At 68.9% G+C, this 18,594-nt stretch carries 18 protein-coding genes; 8 read left to right on the forward strand and 10 right to left on the reverse strand.

The window, feature by feature from the left end:
- Positions 1-2: 2 nt before the first annotated feature.
- The 3 genes from ABD210_RS12865 to ABD210_RS12875 are packed head-to-tail and all read right to left on the reverse strand — an operon-like array spanning position 3 to position 2,596.
- Positions 3-791, reverse strand: a complete 789-nt coding sequence (locus tag ABD210_RS12865) for a putative hydro-lyase (RefSeq protein ID WP_344111406.1) — start codon at positions 789-791, stop codon at positions 3-5.
- 32 nt (positions 792-823) lie between these two features.
- Entirely contained in the window at positions 824-1,831 is a 1,008-nt protein-coding gene (locus ABD210_RS12870; protein WP_344111407.1) for an LLM class flavin-dependent oxidoreductase, read from the reverse strand.
- 33 nt (positions 1,832-1,864) lie between these two features.
- Positions 1,865-2,596, reverse strand: coding sequence for a GntR family transcriptional regulator (locus tag ABD210_RS12875; RefSeq protein ID WP_344111408.1), 732 nt, complete (start codon positions 2,594-2,596; stop codon positions 1,865-1,867).
- A 149-nt stretch (positions 2,597-2,745) separates the two neighbouring features.
- Here ABD210_RS12875 and ABD210_RS12880 point away from each other — a divergent pair, with 149 nt between their 5' ends.
- The 5 genes from ABD210_RS12880 to ABD210_RS12900 are packed head-to-tail and all read left to right on the forward strand — an operon-like array spanning position 2,746 to position 7,695.
- Entirely contained in the window at positions 2,746-4,086 is a 1,341-nt protein-coding gene (locus tag ABD210_RS12880; protein WP_344111409.1) for a hypothetical protein, read from the forward strand.
- Between the two features lie 43 nt (positions 4,087-4,129).
- On the forward strand, positions 4,130-5,458 hold the full coding sequence (locus ABD210_RS12885; protein WP_344111411.1) for an NRAMP family divalent metal transporter: 1,329 nt from the start codon (positions 4,130-4,132) through the stop codon (positions 5,456-5,458).
- 25 nt (positions 5,459-5,483) lie between these two features.
- Entirely contained in the window at positions 5,484-6,245 is a 762-nt protein-coding gene (locus ABD210_RS12890) for a LamB/YcsF family protein (protein WP_344111413.1), read from the forward strand.
- Positions 6,245-6,859 (forward strand): 5-oxoprolinase subunit B family protein, encoded by a 615-nt coding sequence (locus ABD210_RS12895; RefSeq protein ID WP_344111415.1) that lies wholly within the window; start codon positions 6,245-6,247, stop codon positions 6,857-6,859. Before ABD210_RS12890 ends, ABD210_RS12895 begins: the two co-directional genes overlap by 1 nt.
- Positions 6,856-7,695, forward strand: a complete 840-nt coding sequence (locus ABD210_RS12900; RefSeq protein WP_344111416.1) for a 5-oxoprolinase subunit C family protein — start codon at positions 6,856-6,858, stop codon at positions 7,693-7,695. Before ABD210_RS12895 ends, ABD210_RS12900 begins: the two co-directional genes overlap by 4 nt.
- 47 nt (positions 7,696-7,742) lie before the next feature.
- On the opposite strand, the gene ABD210_RS12905 is transcribed toward ABD210_RS12900, so the two are convergent.
- The 5 genes from ABD210_RS12905 to ABD210_RS12925 form a co-directional block, all read right to left on the reverse strand.
- Positions 7,743-8,744, reverse strand: a complete 1,002-nt coding sequence (locus tag ABD210_RS12905; protein ID WP_344111417.1) for a proline racemase family protein — start codon at positions 8,742-8,744, stop codon at positions 7,743-7,745.
- Positions 8,741-9,643, reverse strand: a complete 903-nt coding sequence (locus tag ABD210_RS12910) for a dihydrodipicolinate synthase family protein (protein ID WP_344111418.1) — start codon at positions 9,641-9,643, stop codon at positions 8,741-8,743. Before ABD210_RS12910 ends, ABD210_RS12905 begins: the two co-directional genes overlap by 4 nt.
- Positions 9,640-11,490, reverse strand: a complete 1,851-nt coding sequence (locus ABD210_RS12915) for an FAD-dependent oxidoreductase (RefSeq protein WP_344111420.1) — start codon at positions 11,488-11,490, stop codon at positions 9,640-9,642. The genes ABD210_RS12910 and ABD210_RS12915 overlap by 4 nt, the downstream gene beginning before the upstream one ends.
- Entirely contained in the window at positions 11,487-12,695 is a 1,209-nt protein-coding gene (locus ABD210_RS12920; protein ID WP_344111422.1) for an NAD(P)/FAD-dependent oxidoreductase, read from the reverse strand. The genes ABD210_RS12915 and ABD210_RS12920 overlap by 4 nt, the downstream gene beginning before the upstream one ends.
- A gap of 82 nt (positions 12,696-12,777) precedes the next feature.
- Positions 12,778-13,347, reverse strand: a complete 570-nt coding sequence (locus ABD210_RS12925; RefSeq protein ID WP_344111423.1) for a helix-turn-helix domain-containing protein — start codon at positions 13,345-13,347, stop codon at positions 12,778-12,780.
- A gap of 255 nt (positions 13,348-13,602) precedes the next feature.
- On the opposite strand from ABD210_RS12925, the gene ABD210_RS12930 reads away from it, so the two are divergent.
- A complete protein-coding gene (locus ABD210_RS12930; protein WP_344111425.1) occupies positions 13,603-14,565 on the forward strand; it encodes a cation diffusion facilitator family transporter in 963 nt (320 codons plus the stop codon).
- Between the two features lie 3 nt (positions 14,566-14,568).
- Here the strand turns inward: ABD210_RS12930 and ABD210_RS12935 are convergent, their stop codons facing one another.
- Both ABD210_RS12935 and ABD210_RS12940 read right to left on the reverse strand, forming a co-directional pair.
- On the reverse strand, positions 14,569-14,751 hold the full coding sequence (locus tag ABD210_RS12935; protein WP_344111426.1) for a DUF3099 domain-containing protein: 183 nt from the start codon (positions 14,749-14,751) through the stop codon (positions 14,569-14,571).
- A 191-nt stretch (positions 14,752-14,942) separates the two neighbouring features.
- Positions 14,943-16,154: a glycoside hydrolase family 113 protein gene (locus ABD210_RS12940; RefSeq protein WP_344111427.1), complete on the reverse strand. Its 1,212-nt coding sequence runs from the start codon at positions 16,152-16,154 to the stop codon at positions 14,943-14,945.
- 199 nt (positions 16,155-16,353) lie between these two features.
- On the opposite strand from ABD210_RS12940, the gene ABD210_RS12945 reads away from it, so the two are divergent.
- Positions 16,354-17,151, forward strand: a complete 798-nt coding sequence (locus tag ABD210_RS12945; RefSeq protein WP_344111428.1) for a S1 family peptidase — start codon at positions 16,354-16,356, stop codon at positions 17,149-17,151.
- Positions 17,152-17,373: 222 nt separating this feature from the next.
- Positions 17,374-18,081, forward strand: a complete 708-nt coding sequence (locus ABD210_RS12950) for a TetR/AcrR family transcriptional regulator (RefSeq protein WP_344111429.1) — start codon at positions 17,374-17,376, stop codon at positions 18,079-18,081.
- Positions 18,082-18,594: the final 513 nt, after the last annotated feature.

Here is an 18,594-nt window from a genome sequence, read left to right on the forward strand (position 1 = left end):
GGTCATGGCATTCGATAGGCGCTGTCCGGCACGTCGGTCACGAACATGTGCCCGGGGGCATGGGTAATCGCGAACGGGGGCCGTGAAGACATCAACGCAGCTTGTGGCGTCACTCCGCAAGCCCAAAAAACCGGCACGTCCCCCGGTTCGAACTCCACCGGCTCCCCGAAGTCCGGCCGAGCCACGTCAGCGATCCCCAACTCCCCCGGCGAACCGACGTGCACCGGCGCCCCGTGGACCTGCGGCATCCGCCCGGTCACCTGTACTGCGGTCGCCACCAGTGCGGCGGGAACCGGCCGCATCGAGACGACCAGTGGACCGTTCAGACGCCCGGCCGGACGGCACTGGACCCGCGTGCTGAACATCGACACGTTGCGCCCCTGCTCGAGGTTCCGGACCGGGACCCCCGCCTCGAGAAGTGCCGTCTCGAAGCTGAAGCTGCATCCGATCAGGAACGTGACGAGGTCGTCCCGCCACAGGTCCACCACGTCCGTGGGTTCGTCGACGAGTTCCCCGTCCCGCCAGACGCGATAACGCGGTAGATCCGTCCGGAGATCAGCGTCGGGCGCCAGCGCAGTACGGAAGGATCCCGCGTCGGTGACGTCCAGCAGCGGGACGGGCTGGGGGTTGCGCTGGCCGAACAGCAGCATGTCGTAGGCCCAGTCCTGCGGGAGCATCACCAGGTTGGCCTGAGTGAAGCCCGGCGCATGGCCGGTGGTCGGGACCACCAGGCCGTCACGGTAGAGCCGGCGCGCCCCGACGGGGCTGGCGGCGTCGACGAGAGCGGTCATCGGTTTCTCCTCAGGGTTCGCGGATGGACGGTTCACGGGGCGGACAGGCCGGCCGCCCTCAGGGCCGGAGCGATGGTCTTGCCGAACGCGTCCACCTCCGCACGGGGCAGGTCGTACGTCGTGTCCCAGCTGTGGGCGGGAAAGAGGAAGACGCGGCTCATCCCGAGCTCGGCGTGGGCTTGCACGAGCCGATCGGCGCACCGCTCGGCGGTACCGAACAACCCGTACGCCGTGCAGATCCGATCGGCCAGGTCGTCGTCGAGGTCCTCAGGTGGTCCGTCCGGAACCTCGATGCCGGCGTGCCGCAGCCAGGTCAGGTTGGACGCGCTCGGGTAGCGCAACCAAGGCTGTCCCGGACGGAACCACCCGCGCGGCCAAGCGCGCACCGTCGCGGCATCGCCGAGCCCGAACGGCACGATCAAGATTTCTTCGATCGACTTCGGATCCCGACCGGCCCGCTCGGCGCCGATGCGGACATGCCGCCGAGCGGCCTCGACGCTGCCGGGGTGCAGACCGACCAGCATCATCACGCCGTCCGCGACCTCACCAGCCAGCTCCAGCAGCTTGGGCCCCGAGGCGAGCACGATCACCCGCGAACCCGACTGCGGCCGGTGGAAGAGCTCGAGCTCGTGCCCGTCGAACCGCGTCCTGCCCTCACCGAGCAGGCCGCGCAAAGCCAGCACGATCTCGCCCAGTCGCGCCCGCCGGGCCTTCGGTTCACCGGCCTTCTCCACCGACAGGAATCCGGGCGCGACGGTGATCATCGCCCGGCCCGGTGCCAGCTCGTCCAGCGAATTGGTCAGGGCCGCAGAGACGAGCGGGTGCCGGGTCACCACGTTCGAGGTGGCCGGGTAGAGCGACAGCCGCTCGGTCCGCAGCGCCATCGCCGCCAGCACCAGGTAGGCGTCCCGCCCGGTGTGATGGTGATCAGGTACGCCGATGCCGTCGAGCCCGGCGGCTTCGGTGTAGGCCGCGAACTCGGCGAGCTCGGGCAGCGGGCGGCCGACCGGAACGCGGATGTCCACCTGGAGGCCGGTCATCGGTCGCTCCGGGAGTCACCGGCTCCGCTGAGCTCAACCTCGACCGCGGAAGGCAGCGAGCAGGCCCGCTTCGGAGTCGAGCATGTACTGGTTGAGCTGATCGGCGGCTCGCTGGTACTGCCCCTCTTCGAGCAGCTCGAGGAGGGCTCGGTTCCGGCCGATGTAGGGCTCGTGCAGCGCTTGCGGTGTGGCGATGACGTGGAAGAGCAGCCGGAGCTCGGCGAGCAAGCGGCCGGTGATCTCGTCGAGCCGGGTGCTGTCCGCCAGGCCGACGAGGTGCTGGTGGAACCGCATGTTCGCAGTACCGACCGCGATCCAGTCACCCACCAGAGCGGCTGACTCACTCGCCTCGACGTCGCCGCGCAGTGGATCCAGCCTGTCAGGGTGGCTGTCCACCAGAGACCGGACCACGTCGCACTCCAGCACCCGGCGGAGGCGGTAGAGGTCGACCACGTCCACCTCGGTGAGCTCGGGGACGAAGACGCCGCGGTGCATCTTGTGCACCAGCAGACCTTCGTGGGTGAGCAGGCGGAAAGCCTCGCGCAACGTGTTCCGGCTGACCTGGAGCGCTTCCTTGAGGAGCTCTTCGGACAGCTGGGTGCCGGGCGGCAGGGCGCCTTCGGTGATCCGGCGGCGAAGCACGTCGGCGACCCGCTCCGCGGAGCTGCTGCGCTCGAAGAGCGCGGCATCACCTGCGACTTCGCGGAGCCAGGACGTGTCCGTTCCGTGTTCGGCGGGCGGTCGGATCTCACTGAAGCTGGACACCCTCGCATCATCACCCAATCACTGCGCCGGAGCGAAACTGCGTTGAACAGAAGTCTTGCAGGATTGTTGAACAATATCTACGCTCGGGAGTCACGAGCTGCGGTCGATCGCCCACAGACTGCAGCCATCCACCCCCTGGAGACGTGCGAATGATCCGCAAAAGGCTCTTCCCGGCCGCGCTGCTCGCCCTGAACGTCGCTACCGTGGCCGCCCTTGCGAGCACCGGAGGAAACAACACCGTGTCCCAACCCCAGTCCGCCCGACCGTCCTCCGCCTGCGTCGCGCCCGGCGCGGTGTTGACCGTCGAGGAGCAGCGGACCACCTTCAGCCTGCCCGGCCGGACCACCCCGGTCGCCCGCGACTTCATCGAGGCGGCGGGCTTCGAGGGCATCGTCGACGGCTTCGCCGACCGGCTCTGCGGCTACCAGAGCGTGAGCGAAGCAAGTGCCGCCATCAAGGCCGCCGGAGCCTCGCTCTGGCGCACGGCTGTGGACCGGGCGCAGGGACGGCTGACCTCCGGCACCATCGACCGCTACGACGACCGCCCGCTCTACTGGGCGCGGACCTCCATGAGCCGCGCGGTCCGCGAATGGCGGCCCGGCTTCGCGATCACCAGTCTGCAGCGGCAGGCGATCCTGCGGCAGTTCAGCTACGCCTCGCGCGGCATCGATCAGGTCTCGTTCCCCAAGAACGGCACCCGGATGCTGGTCAGCGGCTTCGACACCTACAGCCTCGACGACAGCCTGCGGAACTCCAACCCGTCCGGAGCCTCCGCGCTCCAGCTCGACGGGCGCACGGTGCAGACCAAACACGGCCTCGTCACACTGCAGTCCGTCGTGTTCCCGGTGAACTGGACCGACTTCGACCAGGGCATCGTGGAGGACGCCTTCGGCCCGTGGCTGGTGGATCGCAAGGACCCGCGGTACCAGGGCTCGATCGATGCGCTGATGACGATCAGCCAGACCGGCCGCGGTCAGATGAACATCGAGAAGTGGGCCGGCGGTTTCCGCGGCGGCTCGCCCGACAACAACCGGTCGCTGAACTGGGGACCCACCTCGGCGGCGGCGCTCTGGCCGCAACCGCAGCCGTCCCCGCAGTTCATCCGGACCACCCTGCCCTACCAGGCGATGATCGACGCCGGCACCGGTCCGTGGCCGGTCAAGCTGAACCCGGGGATCACCGAGTGGCCCGCCGGCACCTACCCCGACCCCGCCGCGCTGCGGACCGCTCCGGACCCGTCGCCGGGGTCGCACGCTGCCAGCGCACCGGGCGGCAACTACCTGTCCAACGAGTCCATGTATCGCACGAATCGGCTCCGGCTGGGCACCGGCCACCAAAACCTCCCTGGCGGCCACCTGCACATCTCCTCGCTGGTGTACCCGACCGACCAGAGCGCACTGACCAGCCCAGAGTTCGAGGCTGATCGCAAGGCTGTCGTGGATCAGACCGTCGCACTCGCCGAGGCCGCCGGTAAGGCCGTCCGGCGCTGACGCCGCGGTCCCTCCTCCCGCCCGCTGAGATCAGGAGAGCACTATGGCCAAGCCACCCTCCAAGCCGCCGACCAAGTCGCAAACCAGGCCGCAAACCAGGCCGCAGACCAGGCCCACCAGCCAACGTCCGGTCCGCCGGTCCGGCCGACCTACCACTCAGCCCCCGGCGGCCGGCTCGGCGATGAAGGCCAGCACGCGGTCGACGCTGATCGGCGCGATGTTCCTGATGGCCACCTCCGCCATCGGGCCGGGCTTCATCACCCAGACGACGACGTTCACAGTGCAGCTCGGTGCCGCGTTCGCCTTCGCCATCGCCGCGTCGATCCTGGTCGACATCGCCCTGCAGCTGAACGTCTGGCGGGTGATCGGTGTCTCCGGGCGACGGGCGCAGGAGCTCGGCAACCTGGTCGCTCCCGGGCTCGGCTGGGTGATGGCGGCGCTGCTGTTCGCGGGTGGCCTGGTCTTCAACGTCGGCAACGTGTCCGGCTCCGGTCTCGGCACCGACGCGATGCTCGGCCTGGACCCCAAGCTCGGCGGCGCACTGTCCGCACTCGTTGCCATCGGCATCTTCGTCTCGAAGCGGGCCGGCCTGGCGATGGACCGGGTCGTCTTCGTGCTCGGCGCGCTGATGATCCTGCTGACCACCTACATCGCCATCACGTCCGGCCCGCCGGTCGGCGAGGCGCTGAAGAACGTGGTGATGCCCGAGCGGGTCGAGTTCCTCGCCATCACCACGCTGATCGGCGGCACCATCGGCGGCTACATCGTGTACGCCGGTGCGCACCGGCTGCTGGACTCCGGCATCACCGGGCCCGAGCACATCCGGGACATCACCCGCGGCTCGGTCACCGGCATCCTGATCACCGGGGTGATGCGGATCGTGCTGTTCCTGGCGATCCTCGGGGTGGTGGCCGGTGGCGCGACACTGGACCCCAAGAGCCCGGCCGCGTCGGCGTTCCAGCATGCCGCCGGCGAGGTGGGGCTGCGCGTCTTCGGCATCGTGTTGTGGGCCGCCGCCATCACCAGCGTGATCGGCGCGTCCTACACGACGGTCTCCTTCATCACCTCCCGGACGAAGACGAGCGACCGGGTCCGGACCGCGTTGGTGGTCGGCTTCATCATCGTCACCACGGTGATCTACCTGTCCGTCGGCACCGCACCGACCACCCTGCTCGTCTTCGCGGGCGCCTTCAACGGCCTGCTGCTGCCGGTGGGGATCGGTGTGCTTCTCTGGGTGGCATGGCGGCGCAAGGACCTGCTCAACGGGTACAAATACCCGGCCTGGCTGCTCGGCATCGGCGCCGCGGCCTGGCTGCTCACCATCTACCTGGCGGTGCGCTCGGTCCGCCCCGTCATCGACTTGTTCAGCTAACGATCCCGGACGCCTGGAGAACCTCATGAACACCGTCGATCTGAACGCCGATCTCGGCGAAGGCTTCGGCAGCTGGGCGATGGGCGACGACAACGCCCTGCTCGACGTCGTCACCAGCGCCAATGTCGCCTGCGGTTTCCACGCCGGTGACCCGTCCATCATGCGGGCGGTCTGCCGGCGGGCGGCCGATCGCGACGTGGCGATCGGTGCTCACGTCGGGTATGCCGACAAGCCGGGCTTCGGTCGCCGGTTCATCGACATCGAACCGGCGGCGCTACGGGACGAGGTGATCTACCAGATCGCCGCGCTGGACGCGTTCGCCCGGATCGCCGGGTCGGAGGTCCGGTACGTGAAACCGCACGGAGCGTTGTACAACACGATCGGGCACCACGAGGAGCAGGCCGCGGCGGTCGTCGGGGCGATCGCCGACTACGACCGCACCCTGCCGGTGCTGGGTCTGCCCGGCGCGACCTGGCTCCGGCTCGCCGAGGAGGCCGGGCTGACCGTCGTACACGAGGCCTTCGCCGACCGCGCGTACACGCCGGAGGGGACGTTGGTGTCCCGCCGGCTGCCCGGATCGGTGCTGCACGACGGCTCCGAGATCGCCCGGCGCTGTGTGGCGATGGCGACGGGCGCACCGATCGCGGACGTCGAAGGTGGCGAGCTGAAGCTGCAGCCGGGGTCCATCTGCGTGCACGGGGACACGCCCGGCGCGGTACAGATCGCCCAGCAGGTCCGGCAGAGCCTCTGGGACGCGGGTGTTGAGCTGACCCCGTTCGCCGCCTGATGCGACTGTTGCCCTGCGGCAGTACCGCGCTCCTCGTCGAGCTCGACGACCTCGACGAGGTCCTCGGCTACTACGCGGCACTGCTGGCCGAGCCGCCGGACGGTGTCGTCGACATCGTGCCGGCGGCCCGGACCGTCATGGTGGTGACGGACCCAGAGCGCACCGACCTGGTGCGGCTCGAGCGGTTCCTGCGCGACACGGTGCCGCGCAGGGACCGCCGGGCCAGCGGCGAGCTGATCGAGATCCCTGTCGTGTACGACGGCGCCGACCTGGAGGACGTCGCCAGACTGCTCGGGTGCGACGTTCCCGAGGTGATCCGGCGGCACACGGCCGACGAGTGGATGGTGGCGTTCTGCGGGTTCGCACCCGGATTCGGCTATCTCACCGGCCAGTCCCACTGGGACGTGCCGCGGCGCGAGTCTCCCCGGACCAAGGTGCCGGCCGGGTCCGTGGCGCTGGCCGGCGAGTTCAGCGGCGTCTACCCCCGCGAGTCCCCGGGCGGCTGGCAGCTCCTCGGCCGGACGGAGGTCGCTGTGTTCGACCTGCACCGTGACCCCGCCGCGCTCCTGCAACCCGGGCGACGCGTCCGCTTCGTCGACGTAGGCCCCAGATGACGCCGCGCTTCGTAGTAGTCCGAACAGGTCCGCTGACGACGGTGCAGGATGCCGGGCGGGTCGGTCAGGCAGCTCTCGGCATCGGCCGCTCTGGTGCCTGTGACCAAGCCTCATACCGGCTGGCGAACAGGCTCGTCGGCAACAGTGAGGACGCGGCCGTTCTGGAGGTCACCTTCGGCGGTCTCGCTCTCGAGGCCCGATCAGACCTGGTCTTCGCGGTCACCGGCGCTCCCTGCCCGGGCGTTCCCCTCAATGCCCCGGCCAGCCTGCGAGCCGGTCAGACCCTGCAGCTCGGCGTCCCACGGACCGGCCTGAGGACGTACGTCGCGATCCGCGGCGGGGTGGACGTGGAACCAGTGCTCGGCTCACGGTCCACCGATCTCCTCTCCGGACTGGGTCCCGAACCACTGAAAGCCGGGACCGTGCTGACCGCCGGCAAGGAGCACGGCCCGATGCCCGGCGTCGACCTCGCACCGGTCGCTGATCCACCGGGCGGCGAGGTCAGGGTGCGGGTTCTGCCCGGGCCCAGGCAGAACTGGTTCACCGAGGCAGGATGGAACTCGCTGACCAGCCAGCCCTACACCGTCAGCAGCGACAGCAACCGCATCGGCGTACGGCTCGAGGGTGTGCCGCTGGAACGTGCCCGCGACGGTGAGCTGCCGAGCGAGGGGATGGAACTCGGCGCGCTGCAGATGCCGCCGTCCGGTCTGCCGGTCCTGTTCCTCGCCGATCACCCGGTCACCGGCGGCTATCCCGTCATCGCCTATGTCGCCGGCGCGGACCTCGACGCCTGCGGCCAGCTCCGCCCCGGTCAGTCGTTGCGGTTCGTCGGCTAGTGCCGAGCGTCAAAGGACGCTGGAAGCGGGGCACTGGTCGTTCTGGTTCAGAGCACGAAGCCGGTGGGGAACGGGTCAGTGGGGTCTAGGAGGTACTGGCCCATGCCGGTGATCCAAGCACGCCCGGTCACCGTGGGGACGACGCCCGGCCGGTCGCCGACCTCGATCTCCGACAGCAGGCGGCCGGTGAAGCGCGTGCCGATGAAGGACTCGTTGACGAAGTCCTGGTCCAGGCCGAGCTGACCACGGGCGTGCAGTTGCGCCATCCGCGCGCAGGTCCCGGTGCCGCACGGCGACCGGTCGAACCAGCCGGGATGGATTGCCATCGCGTTGCGAGAGTGGCTGCCATCCTCCCCCGGCGCGGTGAACTGGACGTGCTTGCAACCGCTGATCCCCGGATCCAGTGGGTGCACCGGCCGGTCGGTCGCGTTGATGGCGTCCATGATGTCCAGCCCCGCCTGCAGGATGCGATCCTTCTCCGCCCGGTCGAACGGGATGCCGAGCTGCTCCAAGGGCAGGATCGCGTAGAAGTTGCCGCCGTAGGCCAGGTCGTAGGTGATCTCCCCCAGGCCGTCGACCTTGACCGTGGCATCCAGCGCATGCGAGTAGGCCGGCACGTTCTGGATCGTCACGTGCTCGGCCCGACCGTTGCTCACAGCAACCTCCGCGACGACCAGCCCGGCCGGGGTGTCCAGCCGGACCTGGGTGATCGGCTCGGTGACCTTGACCATGCCGGACTCGACCAGCACGGTGGCGACCCCGATCGTGCCGTGCCCACACATCGGCAGGCACCCGGACACCTCGATGTAGAGCACACCCCAATCGGCATCGGGCCGGGTCGGGGGCTGCAGGATCGCGCCGCTCATCGCCGAGTGCCCGCGCGGTTCGTTCATCAGGAACAAGCGGAGGTCGTCGTCGTGCGCGAGGAAGTACTCGCGCCGCTCGGCCATCGTCGTACCGGGGATGACGCCGACGCCGCCGGTGATGACGCGGGTCGGCATGCCCTCGGTGTGGGAGTCGATCGCGCTCAGGGTGCGGATGGACCTCATGCCAGTGACTCCACTGCCATTTTCATGTCCTGCTCCAACTGGGCGAGATGCTCGGGCACGAGCGGCCCGCGCGGCGGGCGGCACGGACCGCCGTACCGGCCGATGTAGTCCATGCCGAACTTGATCGCCTGGACGAACTCGACGCGCGAGTCCCACCGGAATGCAGCGACCAGCGGCTCATAGAGCGCCCTTGCTGCCGGCAAGTCCCCTTGTACTGCGAGGTCGAAGAGCCGGACGGACTCCGCGGGGAACACGTTCGGGAATCCCGCGAACCAACCGGTCGCGCCCATCAGCAGCGCCTCCAAGGTCAGGTCGTCGGCGCCCGCGACGACGGTGAGGCTCGGCGCCAGTTCGCGGATCTCGAGGATGCGCCGGACATCGCCGGAGAACTCCTTCACGGCAACGAGGTTCTCGATCTGCGCGAGCTCGCCGAGCAGCTCCGGCGTCAGGTCGACCTTGGTGTCGTGGGGGTTGTTGTAAATCATCACCGGCAAACCGGCCTTGGCGACTTCGGTGTAGTGGTGGATCACCTCGGACCGGTTCGCCCGGTACATCGTCGGCGGCAGGCACAGCACGCCGTCAGCCCCATCCTCAGCCGCCTTCTCCGCCCAGCTCCGCGCCTGGTGAGCCCCGGCACCGTGCACGCCGACCACGACGATCCCGTCGTTGCCGACAGCCTCGATCGCAGTCCTGGCAACCTGCCGCCGCTCGTCATCGGTCAACGAGCTGTACTCGCCCAACGATCCGTTCGGCCCGACGCCACGACAGCCGCTCTCGATCAACCACCGACAGTGCTCCGCATACCGATCAAAGTCAGGCCGCAAGCCCGCAGGCGCCCCCGCATCCTCCGCATACGGCAGTGCGGTCGCCACAATCACGCCATCAAGCTTCTCGCTCACATTTCCTCCTGAATATCGGCCAAATCCCTGAGCCGAACCGGCTGGGCAACCGGCCTGCTGTAGTCAGCCCGCACTACGGCCTGGCGCGTAGCGGCGAGGTCTGCGGCGGTGCGGGAGCAGACGCGGCCCTGGCACAGCCCCAGCCCGACGCGGGTGGTCAGCTTGAGGCTGCGCATTCCGTTGACATCCCGCTGGTCCAGAGCGTCCTCGATCTCACCCCGGCGGACTTCCTCGCAGCGACAGACCACCGTGGATTCGTCGCTCCAGCTCTGCCAGTCCGACTGAACCGGATACGCCTTCGCCAGCGCAACCGCAAACCTCTTGCCCTTGGCAACTTTCCGCCGGGCCGCAACAGCTGCTTTCGACTCCGTCCGCTCCGCTGCGGCTGGACGCGACCTGCCGTCGCCCGCTACAGCTTGACGTGAGGTCATTAGGAGTGCTGCAGCGGATGCGCCCGCGACTTGGCCCTCGGCAGCCGCCAGGTCTGCTCCGCCGATGCCGGTGAGTTCTCCGGCGGCGAAGACTCCGGGGATAGAGGTCTGCTGGTTGGCGTCGACAACGACCGCTGGACCTCCGTCGGGTCCGGCGCCGAGGTTGCAACCCGCCGCGACCGCCAGTTCGAGTTGAGCGGTGAAGCCGAAACCGACGCACACGGCGTCGACTTCCAGCTGTTGCTCGGTGCCGGGGATCGCCCGCCAGGTCCGGTCGAGCTTGGCAGTGGTGACGGCTTCCACCCGGTCTTGTCCGTGAGCGGCGATCACGGCTCGCCCATGATGAAGAGGTATGCCGCGGCGGCCGAGCAGTGCGGCGTAGGCGAACGCTTCTCTGAGCTTGCTCAAGGCAACGAGCGGGTCGGTCAGCCAGCCCTTGAGGATCGTCGGCAGCCTGTTGGCCTCCAGCAGCCCAACGACCTCTGCACCAACGCTCAGCAGCGATTCCGCGACCGGCAGCAAGAACGGTCCGGTGCCGGCGATGACAACCCGGTTGCCGATCCCGATCCGTTGGCCTTTCGCGAGAGCTTGCGCCGCACCCGCGCTGTAGACGCCCGGCAGGTCCCAGCCGGGGAAGGGCAGCACCCGGTCATACGCACCCGCCGCCAGCACCACAGCCTCGGCTTCGACAGCCTGAACTCGCCGACCGGGCGCATCCGCAGCCCCGGTCTGCAACCACAACCGCAGCGTGCCATCCCCCTCGCGGGCGGTTCCCGGTTCGATCGCCCAGACCGAAGTCTCAGCGAGGTGGGTGATTCGGTTGTGGGTGGCGATACGGTCGCGTTGGCGGGTGAAGGTGGTCCAGTTGTGTTGAAGGCGTTCGGGTCGCGCCGCGTGGAACTCCTGCGGCAACTGCCGATGGAACTGTCCGCCCACCTGGGTTCCGGAGTCCACCAACAACACCTCGACCCCGGCATCAGCAGCCGCCCGCGCAGCGCTCATCCCAGCAGGCCCCGCCCCCACGACGACCACCACGCCGCCACCGCTTGCGTCCGAAGGGGTGAGGGTCCCGCCCCGCGGTTGTTCGGACGCAAGGGTTGGGTGGGGAAGGATCGCGCCGGGTTGGGTGGTGATGGCGTCGGCGGGGGTGATGGTTCGTTGGCAGGCTCGGACGTCGGGGATTCCGTTGACGACGACCAGGCAGTCGAAGCAGGCGCCGATACCGCAGAAGACGCCGCGCGGGCGGCCCGTAGTACGGGTCGTTCGCCAGGAGTCGCGGCCGGTCGCCATCAAGGCTGCTGCGACGGTTTGGCCGGGAAGGGCGTCGACCGGCTCGCCGTCGACAACGATCCGTACGGCGTCCTCCGGGTGCGGCTGGGCCGGATCGCCTTCCGGGGACCGGAGAAACGGGCTCATGAGGTCCCGCCGGAGGTCCGCGCGGCGACCGGTTCCGCGGGCGCGGGCGAGAGGACGGCTGGGCGGTCCACCCGGAAGGGCTTGGGGTCGACATGAGGATGAAGGCCGAGGAAGAGTTCGGTGATCAGCCGGCCGGTGGATGCCGCCAGGCCGATGCCCGCACCCTCGTGGCCTGTCGCGTGCCAGAGTCCTTCGATGCGGGGATCCGGCCCGATCACCGGTAGGTGGTCCGGCGCATACGGCCGAAATCCCCCATACGCACGCATCACCGGCACATCGCCGAGGAACGGGAACAGGCCGATCGCCTTGCGCGCCAACTCTCGAAGCACCCGAACCCTGATGGTGTCGTCGAACCCGATCCGCTCCCGGCTAGACCCGATCAGGACTGTGCCGCCCCGGGTGGATTCCACCACCGTCGAGGTCTGCAGGTCTGCCTCACCGCTGCCGACCGCGCCCACATAGTCCGCGTCGTAGACCTTGTGCCGTACGCATTCGGGCAGCGGCGCGGTCACGAGGATCATCCCCCGCCGCGGCAGCACCTGGATCGGACCGCCGGCCGACTTGCTGAACGAACCAGCCCAGGGTCCACACGCATTCAGCACCGCCGAACAGCGGATCACGCCGGCATTCGTCTCCAACCCGATCACCCGCCCCGCCGCGGACCGGCGTACGGACAAAGCGGTGACGCCAGCCCGCACCTCGCCGCCACCAGCCCGTACTGCGGCCAGCAGAGCCGTGGCCGCGAGCACTGGTTGAAGCTGAGCGTCTTCGGGGTAGTAGACGCCGGCCGTCACCGCACGAGTGAGCAGAGGTTCAAGCTCGAAGGCATCCGCCGGCGTGATCACCTGGGCATCGACGCCCGCCTCTCGCTGGGCAGCGGCGAAGTCCTCGAGCGGCTGGGGGTCGGTGGTCGCCACGACCAGCCCACCCTTGGACTCCCACTCCACATCCGCGACCGTCTCCGGCAGCCGAGCCAGTACTGCGGGCCACTCGCGGCGGGACGCGATCGCCAGGTCGAGTTCGGGACCTGGTTCCTTGTCGGAGACGAGGATGTTGCCCTCGCCGGCCGCGGTGGTTCCACCGGCCGGGGCGCCACGGTCGACCACGACCACCCGCACGCCTGCCGCCGACAGGGCCTCGGCACAGGCGGCGCCGACGATGCCCGCGCCGACGACAACCACGTCGGCGTCGATCGACAGGGACATCCGGGCACCTCGCTAGCGTTCAGTAAAATGAACGCTTCGAGCGTAGGCTCGCCCGGGTCCCGCGGTCAATGGGTTCAGGACTTCAGGCCGGTGGATGGATCGCGGTGAGCGCGGGGGTGGTCAGGTCAGAGGGGTACTCGAGCAACAGCACCGAGGCGACCAGGCCGTCCAGGGCCTCGTATTCATGCGGCCCGTCAGCCCGGAACGCCAAGTAGTCTCCCGGCCCGATCTCGTGTGTCCGCCCGCGACTCATGAGCCGCAACCGGCCAGACAGTACGACGTGGTGTTCGGTGCCGGGGTGACCCGTCGAGTGCTGGATGGCGCCCGGCCGGATCCGCTGGTCGTAGATCTCGAACAGACTGCCCGGGTGCTCCAGCCGGCGCAGCATGCGCAGATCGACCGCGTCGCCGCTCAGCACGTCGACCTCGGCCGAGCGGACGACGACCAGGTCAGATGCCGGCGGCTCGTTCAGCAGAGAGGACACCGGGACGCCGAGAGCGTTCGACAGACTGAACACCGTCTCGATGGTGGGATTGCCCGCTCCGGACTCCAACTGAGACAGCGTGCCCTTGGCGATCCCGGACCTGCGCGCCAGTTCCGACAGCGAGATGCCCTGCTCGTCCCGCCGCGCGCGCAGGTTCGCCCCGAGCACCCGGCCCGCGCCCTGACCTGCCGCCGGACCCGACGCCCCTTGACCTGCCGCCCCTCGACCCGACGGCCCGCGAACCGATCCTTGACCTGACACAGCCCGGAGCATGCCACAAACGTCAGGGGATGATCGCGGTCCGGCGCGACGGGCACGTGTTGCCATGCAGATCCACCGTCGGCCGGATGCTGACCCCGACCACGCGTGCCGCGCCGGATCCTCTTGCCACCCCATTCATCGAGTTCAGGACGACACGGCAGTTTGGGCGACGAGCTGATCGGGCACTGCGACGGGTTGATGGCTGACGAATCCGAGGGCACTGTACTGCTGGCCGGCGCGGCCAATCTGGCGATAGCGATCTCCAAGGCCATCGCCGGGCTGCTCTCTGGTTCGACGGCCCTGCTCGCTGAGGCCGCGCACTCGGTGGCAGACACTCTCAACCAAGTCTTTCTGCTGGCCGCGCTGAGGCGGAGCCGGCGACCGGCCGATGCACGCCATCCCTTCGGCTACGGCAAGGAGCGGTACTTCTGGTCGTTGCTGGCCGCGGTCGGCATCTTCGTCCTCGGCGCCGGCTTCTCGATGATCGAAGGCATCCGCGCGCTCGTCCACCCTGAACCGATCGCGGAACTGGTGATCGTTTACGCCGTCCTCGGCGTCTCGTTCGTCTTCGAAGGCATCTCCTGGCTCAAAGCGTTTCGGCAGCTACGCCGGGAGGCCGCGGCCCGCCGGGTCCCGACGCTCCAACACCTGCGAGAGGACGCCGAACCAGCCGTCAAGACGGTCGCCTTCGAGGACACGGCGGCGCTGATCGGCCTGGTGCTGGCCGCCATCGGGGTCACCCTCAGCGCGGTCACCGGCGTGGAGTACTTCGACGGCGCCGCCTCGATCGCCATCGGCGTCCTGCTGATCGTGATCGCCTTCGTGCTCGGCCGCGACAACATGACGATGCTGATCGGCAAGGGACTGCCGGACGAGTTGGTGGAGCGGATCCGCGCCGAGATCGCCAAGAGTCCCGGTATCGACGAGGTCCTCGATGTCCTCACCATGCGACTTGGCCCCGACCAGGTACTCGTGGTGGCCCAGGTCGACCTGGACGACTCCGCTTCCGCGGCCACGGTCGAACTACTCGCCGAGCAGATCGATCAGCAGCTCCGGCAGGAATTCCCCATCGTCCGCCATCTCTTCCTGGACCCCACCCCAGCGGACCGCCTCTCCCAGCCCTGATTCTCAGTCCTCCGGGCGGTTGGCGACCACGACTGCGACGGGCGGGATCACAGCGGCCACCGCGCTCATCCCGATCGCGACCGGGATCGAGAACAACCGGACCACGAACCAGGCGATGGCGATCAACCCGATACAGGTCCCCATCAGCCAGAAGTAGGCCTTCCGGTTGTTGCGTCTTCGTGCCATCAGGCACCCCCTGTCGCGTTGATCCCAGTGTCCTCCTCCCGCACGACCACCCGGACCCAACTGCCGGCTCGCCCGAAACCGCGACGAGGTCGCCGACTACCTGGACGCAGTACTAGACCTCGCTTCGATCGCCACCCCCGACCCCGACCAACGCACCGGGACCCACCCGAACACCTTCATCGCCTGAGGTCTCACCTCCTGGAGTAGAACCCACTCACGGCAGTGAACGACTCTTTCAGCTCCCACCGGTAAGACGAGGCCGGATCGTCCGAGCGTCGCCGGATCACCTTGCACAGACTGAAAGCGGCGATGTCCTCGTCGTACTTCCGCTCTGGCCGATGCGGGGCGTCGGGTGAGATGAACGTGTACGGCGAGGCGCCCAGGAACCCTTCGGCTTCGAAGACCTCGAGCATGGTGCGCAGGTGGTCGGCCTGCGCCTGCTCGTCCCGGACATACCCGTCCTTGATCTGCGGCGGGTCCACCTCGTAGTCGACGATCTCCCAGCCCATCCCACCCAGCTCGGGCGCACCCGTGAAGGTGCAGCAGCCGAACTCCAGGATCAGGATCGGCTTTCCCCACCGCCGGAACGGCGCCAGTTCCTTCGAGTGGTCCGCCCGATCCTCGTGGTAGGAGTAGTAGTCCAGGCCCACGATGTCGAACAGCGACCAGTCGATCTGCTCAAGGTCAGAAGCCGCACCGTAGGTGATCCGCCCACGAAAGTTGCCCCGGGCAACGGAGACCGCTTTTGCCGTGTAGGCAAGGAGTTTCCGCTGCAACTCTCTCAGGTCGAATTCGCCCTTGGTCAGGTACTCCACCCGCTCGAAGAAGTTCGCCCCCGGCACGATGTCCGGCGTGAACAGCATGAACTCGCAGCCGATGACGAGGATCACCTCGGGTCCGTGGCGACGCCGCAGCCGCTCTGCCACGACAGCCGTCTGACGCAACTTCTCCAGCGCGGCCTCCTGCGGCTCGTCGAACGACCTGGGCTGAATCGACACCTTCAGGCCCTGCCGGAGCGCCTCGGTCGCGGTCTCGGTCATTCGCTTGACGTCGCTGCCGTAGATACTCACCCAGTTCGCGTGCAGCCGCTCGCGGATCGCTCTGATCTCGCCGCGCATGATGCTCGTCCGCCAGAGCACGCGGCTGTCATCACCGATGAACCCGGTGCCGGTGTCATACGCAACCCCCTTGAACCCGAGCCCCCGCAGTACCGGCCCTTGCGCCGCGCCTCTCGCTTGTACTGCGGGCTCTGCCGCGGCGGTTCCGGAGGCCGGGCCACGGGTGGCGGCGGCGGGCAGGGATGAACCGACGGTCGTGAGCAGGCCGAGGGCGGCTGCTCGTTGCAGGAACTGGGTCCGGTTGATCCGCCCGGAGGACGTGGGAGTGCTGCTGTCTTCGGTCATGGGCACGAGTTTTCGGCGTCGCGGCGGGCGATTCATCGTTCCGAGGTCCCGGCTCGTGCGACTTAAGTCGGTGACACAGCACTGCGCCGTCACCGATGTGCCCAATCAATCGCTTGCGCTACCCAGCGTGCACGAGTGACTCTTCTGCGTCAGAGGCTGCTTCGCCCGAGCAGCCCGAGATCACCCTGGAGTGTGAGGCATGACAGGAAAACTCAAGTTCGCCCGCGCGGCTCTGGTCGCCGCCGTCGTCGCCGTGGCTTCGGCCGGCGCCGTCGGCACGGCCGAGGCCCGGACGCCACCACCCTCGACGAACATCGTCGGCGGTTCGCTGGCCAGCACCGCGCAGGCGCCGTGGGCGATCGCGCTGAACAACAGCCGGTCCCCGGTCCCGAGCGGCCAGTACTGCGGCGCCACCCTGGTGAAGGCGAACAAACTGGTCACCGCAGCACACTGCGTCACCCAGCCGATCAGCACGTACACGGCGATCCAGGGCCGGGACAACCTGAACACGACGACTGGCAAGACCTCGAAGATCTCCAAGATCTGGAAGGACCCGCAGTACGGCCAGGTCGGCGGCCACGACGTCGCAGTACTGACGCTGACCACGCCGTTCACCGGCGTCGCCACTCTCCCGCTCGAGACGAGCCGCGCAGCGGATGCAGTCGGCGCCCAGTCGACGGTGTACGGCTGGGGCGATACCGAGGGCACCGGTCCGGCGGATCGCTTCCAGAAGGTGCTCGTCCCCGTGCTCGGCGACTCGTACTGCGGTCAGGTGTACGCCAGCGAGGGCTACGTGGCGAATGGCGAGATCTGCGCCGGGTACAAGCAGGGCGGCAAGGACTCCTGCCAGGGCGACTCGGGCGGCCCGCTCGTCCTGAACGGCCGGCTGTTCGGCGTCGTCTCGTGGGGTATCGGCTGCGCCGACGCCGGGAACCCGGGCGTGTACGCCGAGGTCGCGACGTACGCGACAGCCCTGCAGACGCAGATCAACAGCTGACTCCCGCCGAGGAGGCCGGTCCCACGGGGACCGGCCTCCTCCCCCACCGCCTGCGCCCCCACCGCCTGCGCCCTCCCCGCCTGCGCCCTCACCGCCTCCTCCCTCACCGCCTCCTCCCTCACCGCTTGCGTCCGAACGACTGGCGGGCAGGCCCTCGACTTCCTCGGACGCAAGGAGCTGATACAGCGTTTTAAAGTGTGGAACACTGTATTGTTTCGCTGTGTGGCGCGTGAAGCAGACGAGAAGACGGTGCTGGGATCGGTCTGGCTGCGCGCCGAGGCGACGGAGACGCGAGCGCCGCTGAGCCGGGACGACATCGTCCGGGCGGCGATCGGGATCCTTGATCGAGATGGCCTGGAGAAGCTGTCGATGCGCCGGATGGCGGCGGAGCTCGGCACGGCCGCGACGTCCGCGCTGTACTGGCGGGTGGCAAACAAGAACGACCTGCTCGAGCTAGCGGTCGACGCGGTGATCGGCGAAGCCCTCGTACCGGCTGACGACGGCGATTGGCGCGACCAGCTGACGGTCCTGGCGCTGGCGGCGTACGAGGTGCTAGCTGAGCACGCGTGGGCACCGCAGTTGCTGGCGAGCCACGCCGGGCTGGGGCCGAACTACCAGGCGTATGCCGAGCGAATCCTGACCATCTTGAGCGCGGCTCGCTTCAGAGGCGTCCACCTGGACGCTGCGGTGTCGGCCGTCTTCCACTATGTGGTCGGCGCAGCTGTCACGGACGCCGCCTGGACCGCGACAGTGCGCCGCAGCGGCCTGACCGAACGCCAATGGACATCCGCCGCCGGCGACCAGCTGGGCGTAGGCGCGGCCACTCTCGCCGCCTACCTCAACCGCGAAGACCTCTCAGGCCCGCAAGCCCGCTTCGCCGCCGGCCTACGAGCCATCCTCATCGGCCTCCGCCCCCGCCAACTCTCCTGACCCGCTTACCCAGGTACGACGAGCGACTACCGACCCTCGGCCCCGGGGGCGGGGGCCGAGATGCGAGGGCTGGGGTCCGGCGTCGACGGCCGGGGGTCAGGGTCGACGCCCGGGGGGCGGGGGCTGCGGGCCGAGATCCGAGGCCCCAAGGGCCGAGGGCCGAGGTCGAGGGCCGGCGCCGAGGTCCGAGATCCGAGAGGGGGGCCGGCGTCGAAGGCCGAGGAGCGAGGGCCGGCGTCGAAGGCCGAGGCACGAGGGCCGAGGGCGAGGCACGAGGTGCGAGATCCGCCGTCCGAGGAGGACTACGGTCCGAGGGCCGAGGGCCGAGGTCCGGCGTCCAAGACTGCGGTCGGGCGCCTAGAGCCAGGGCCGAGCCACTTTGGGCCACGGCTCAGTCAGTTGCACGCCCTTGACTGGGCGGTGCACAAAGTGACCCACTCCCGCGGCTCGTGCGGTCGAAGGCAGACTCCCGAGCCGTATGGACGAGCACGGATCTTAACGACCGCACAGCCG

The organism is Kribbella alba (assembly GCF_039529635.1).
Lineage (GTDB): Bacteria > Actinomycetota > Actinomycetes > Propionibacteriales > Kribbellaceae > Kribbella > Kribbella alba.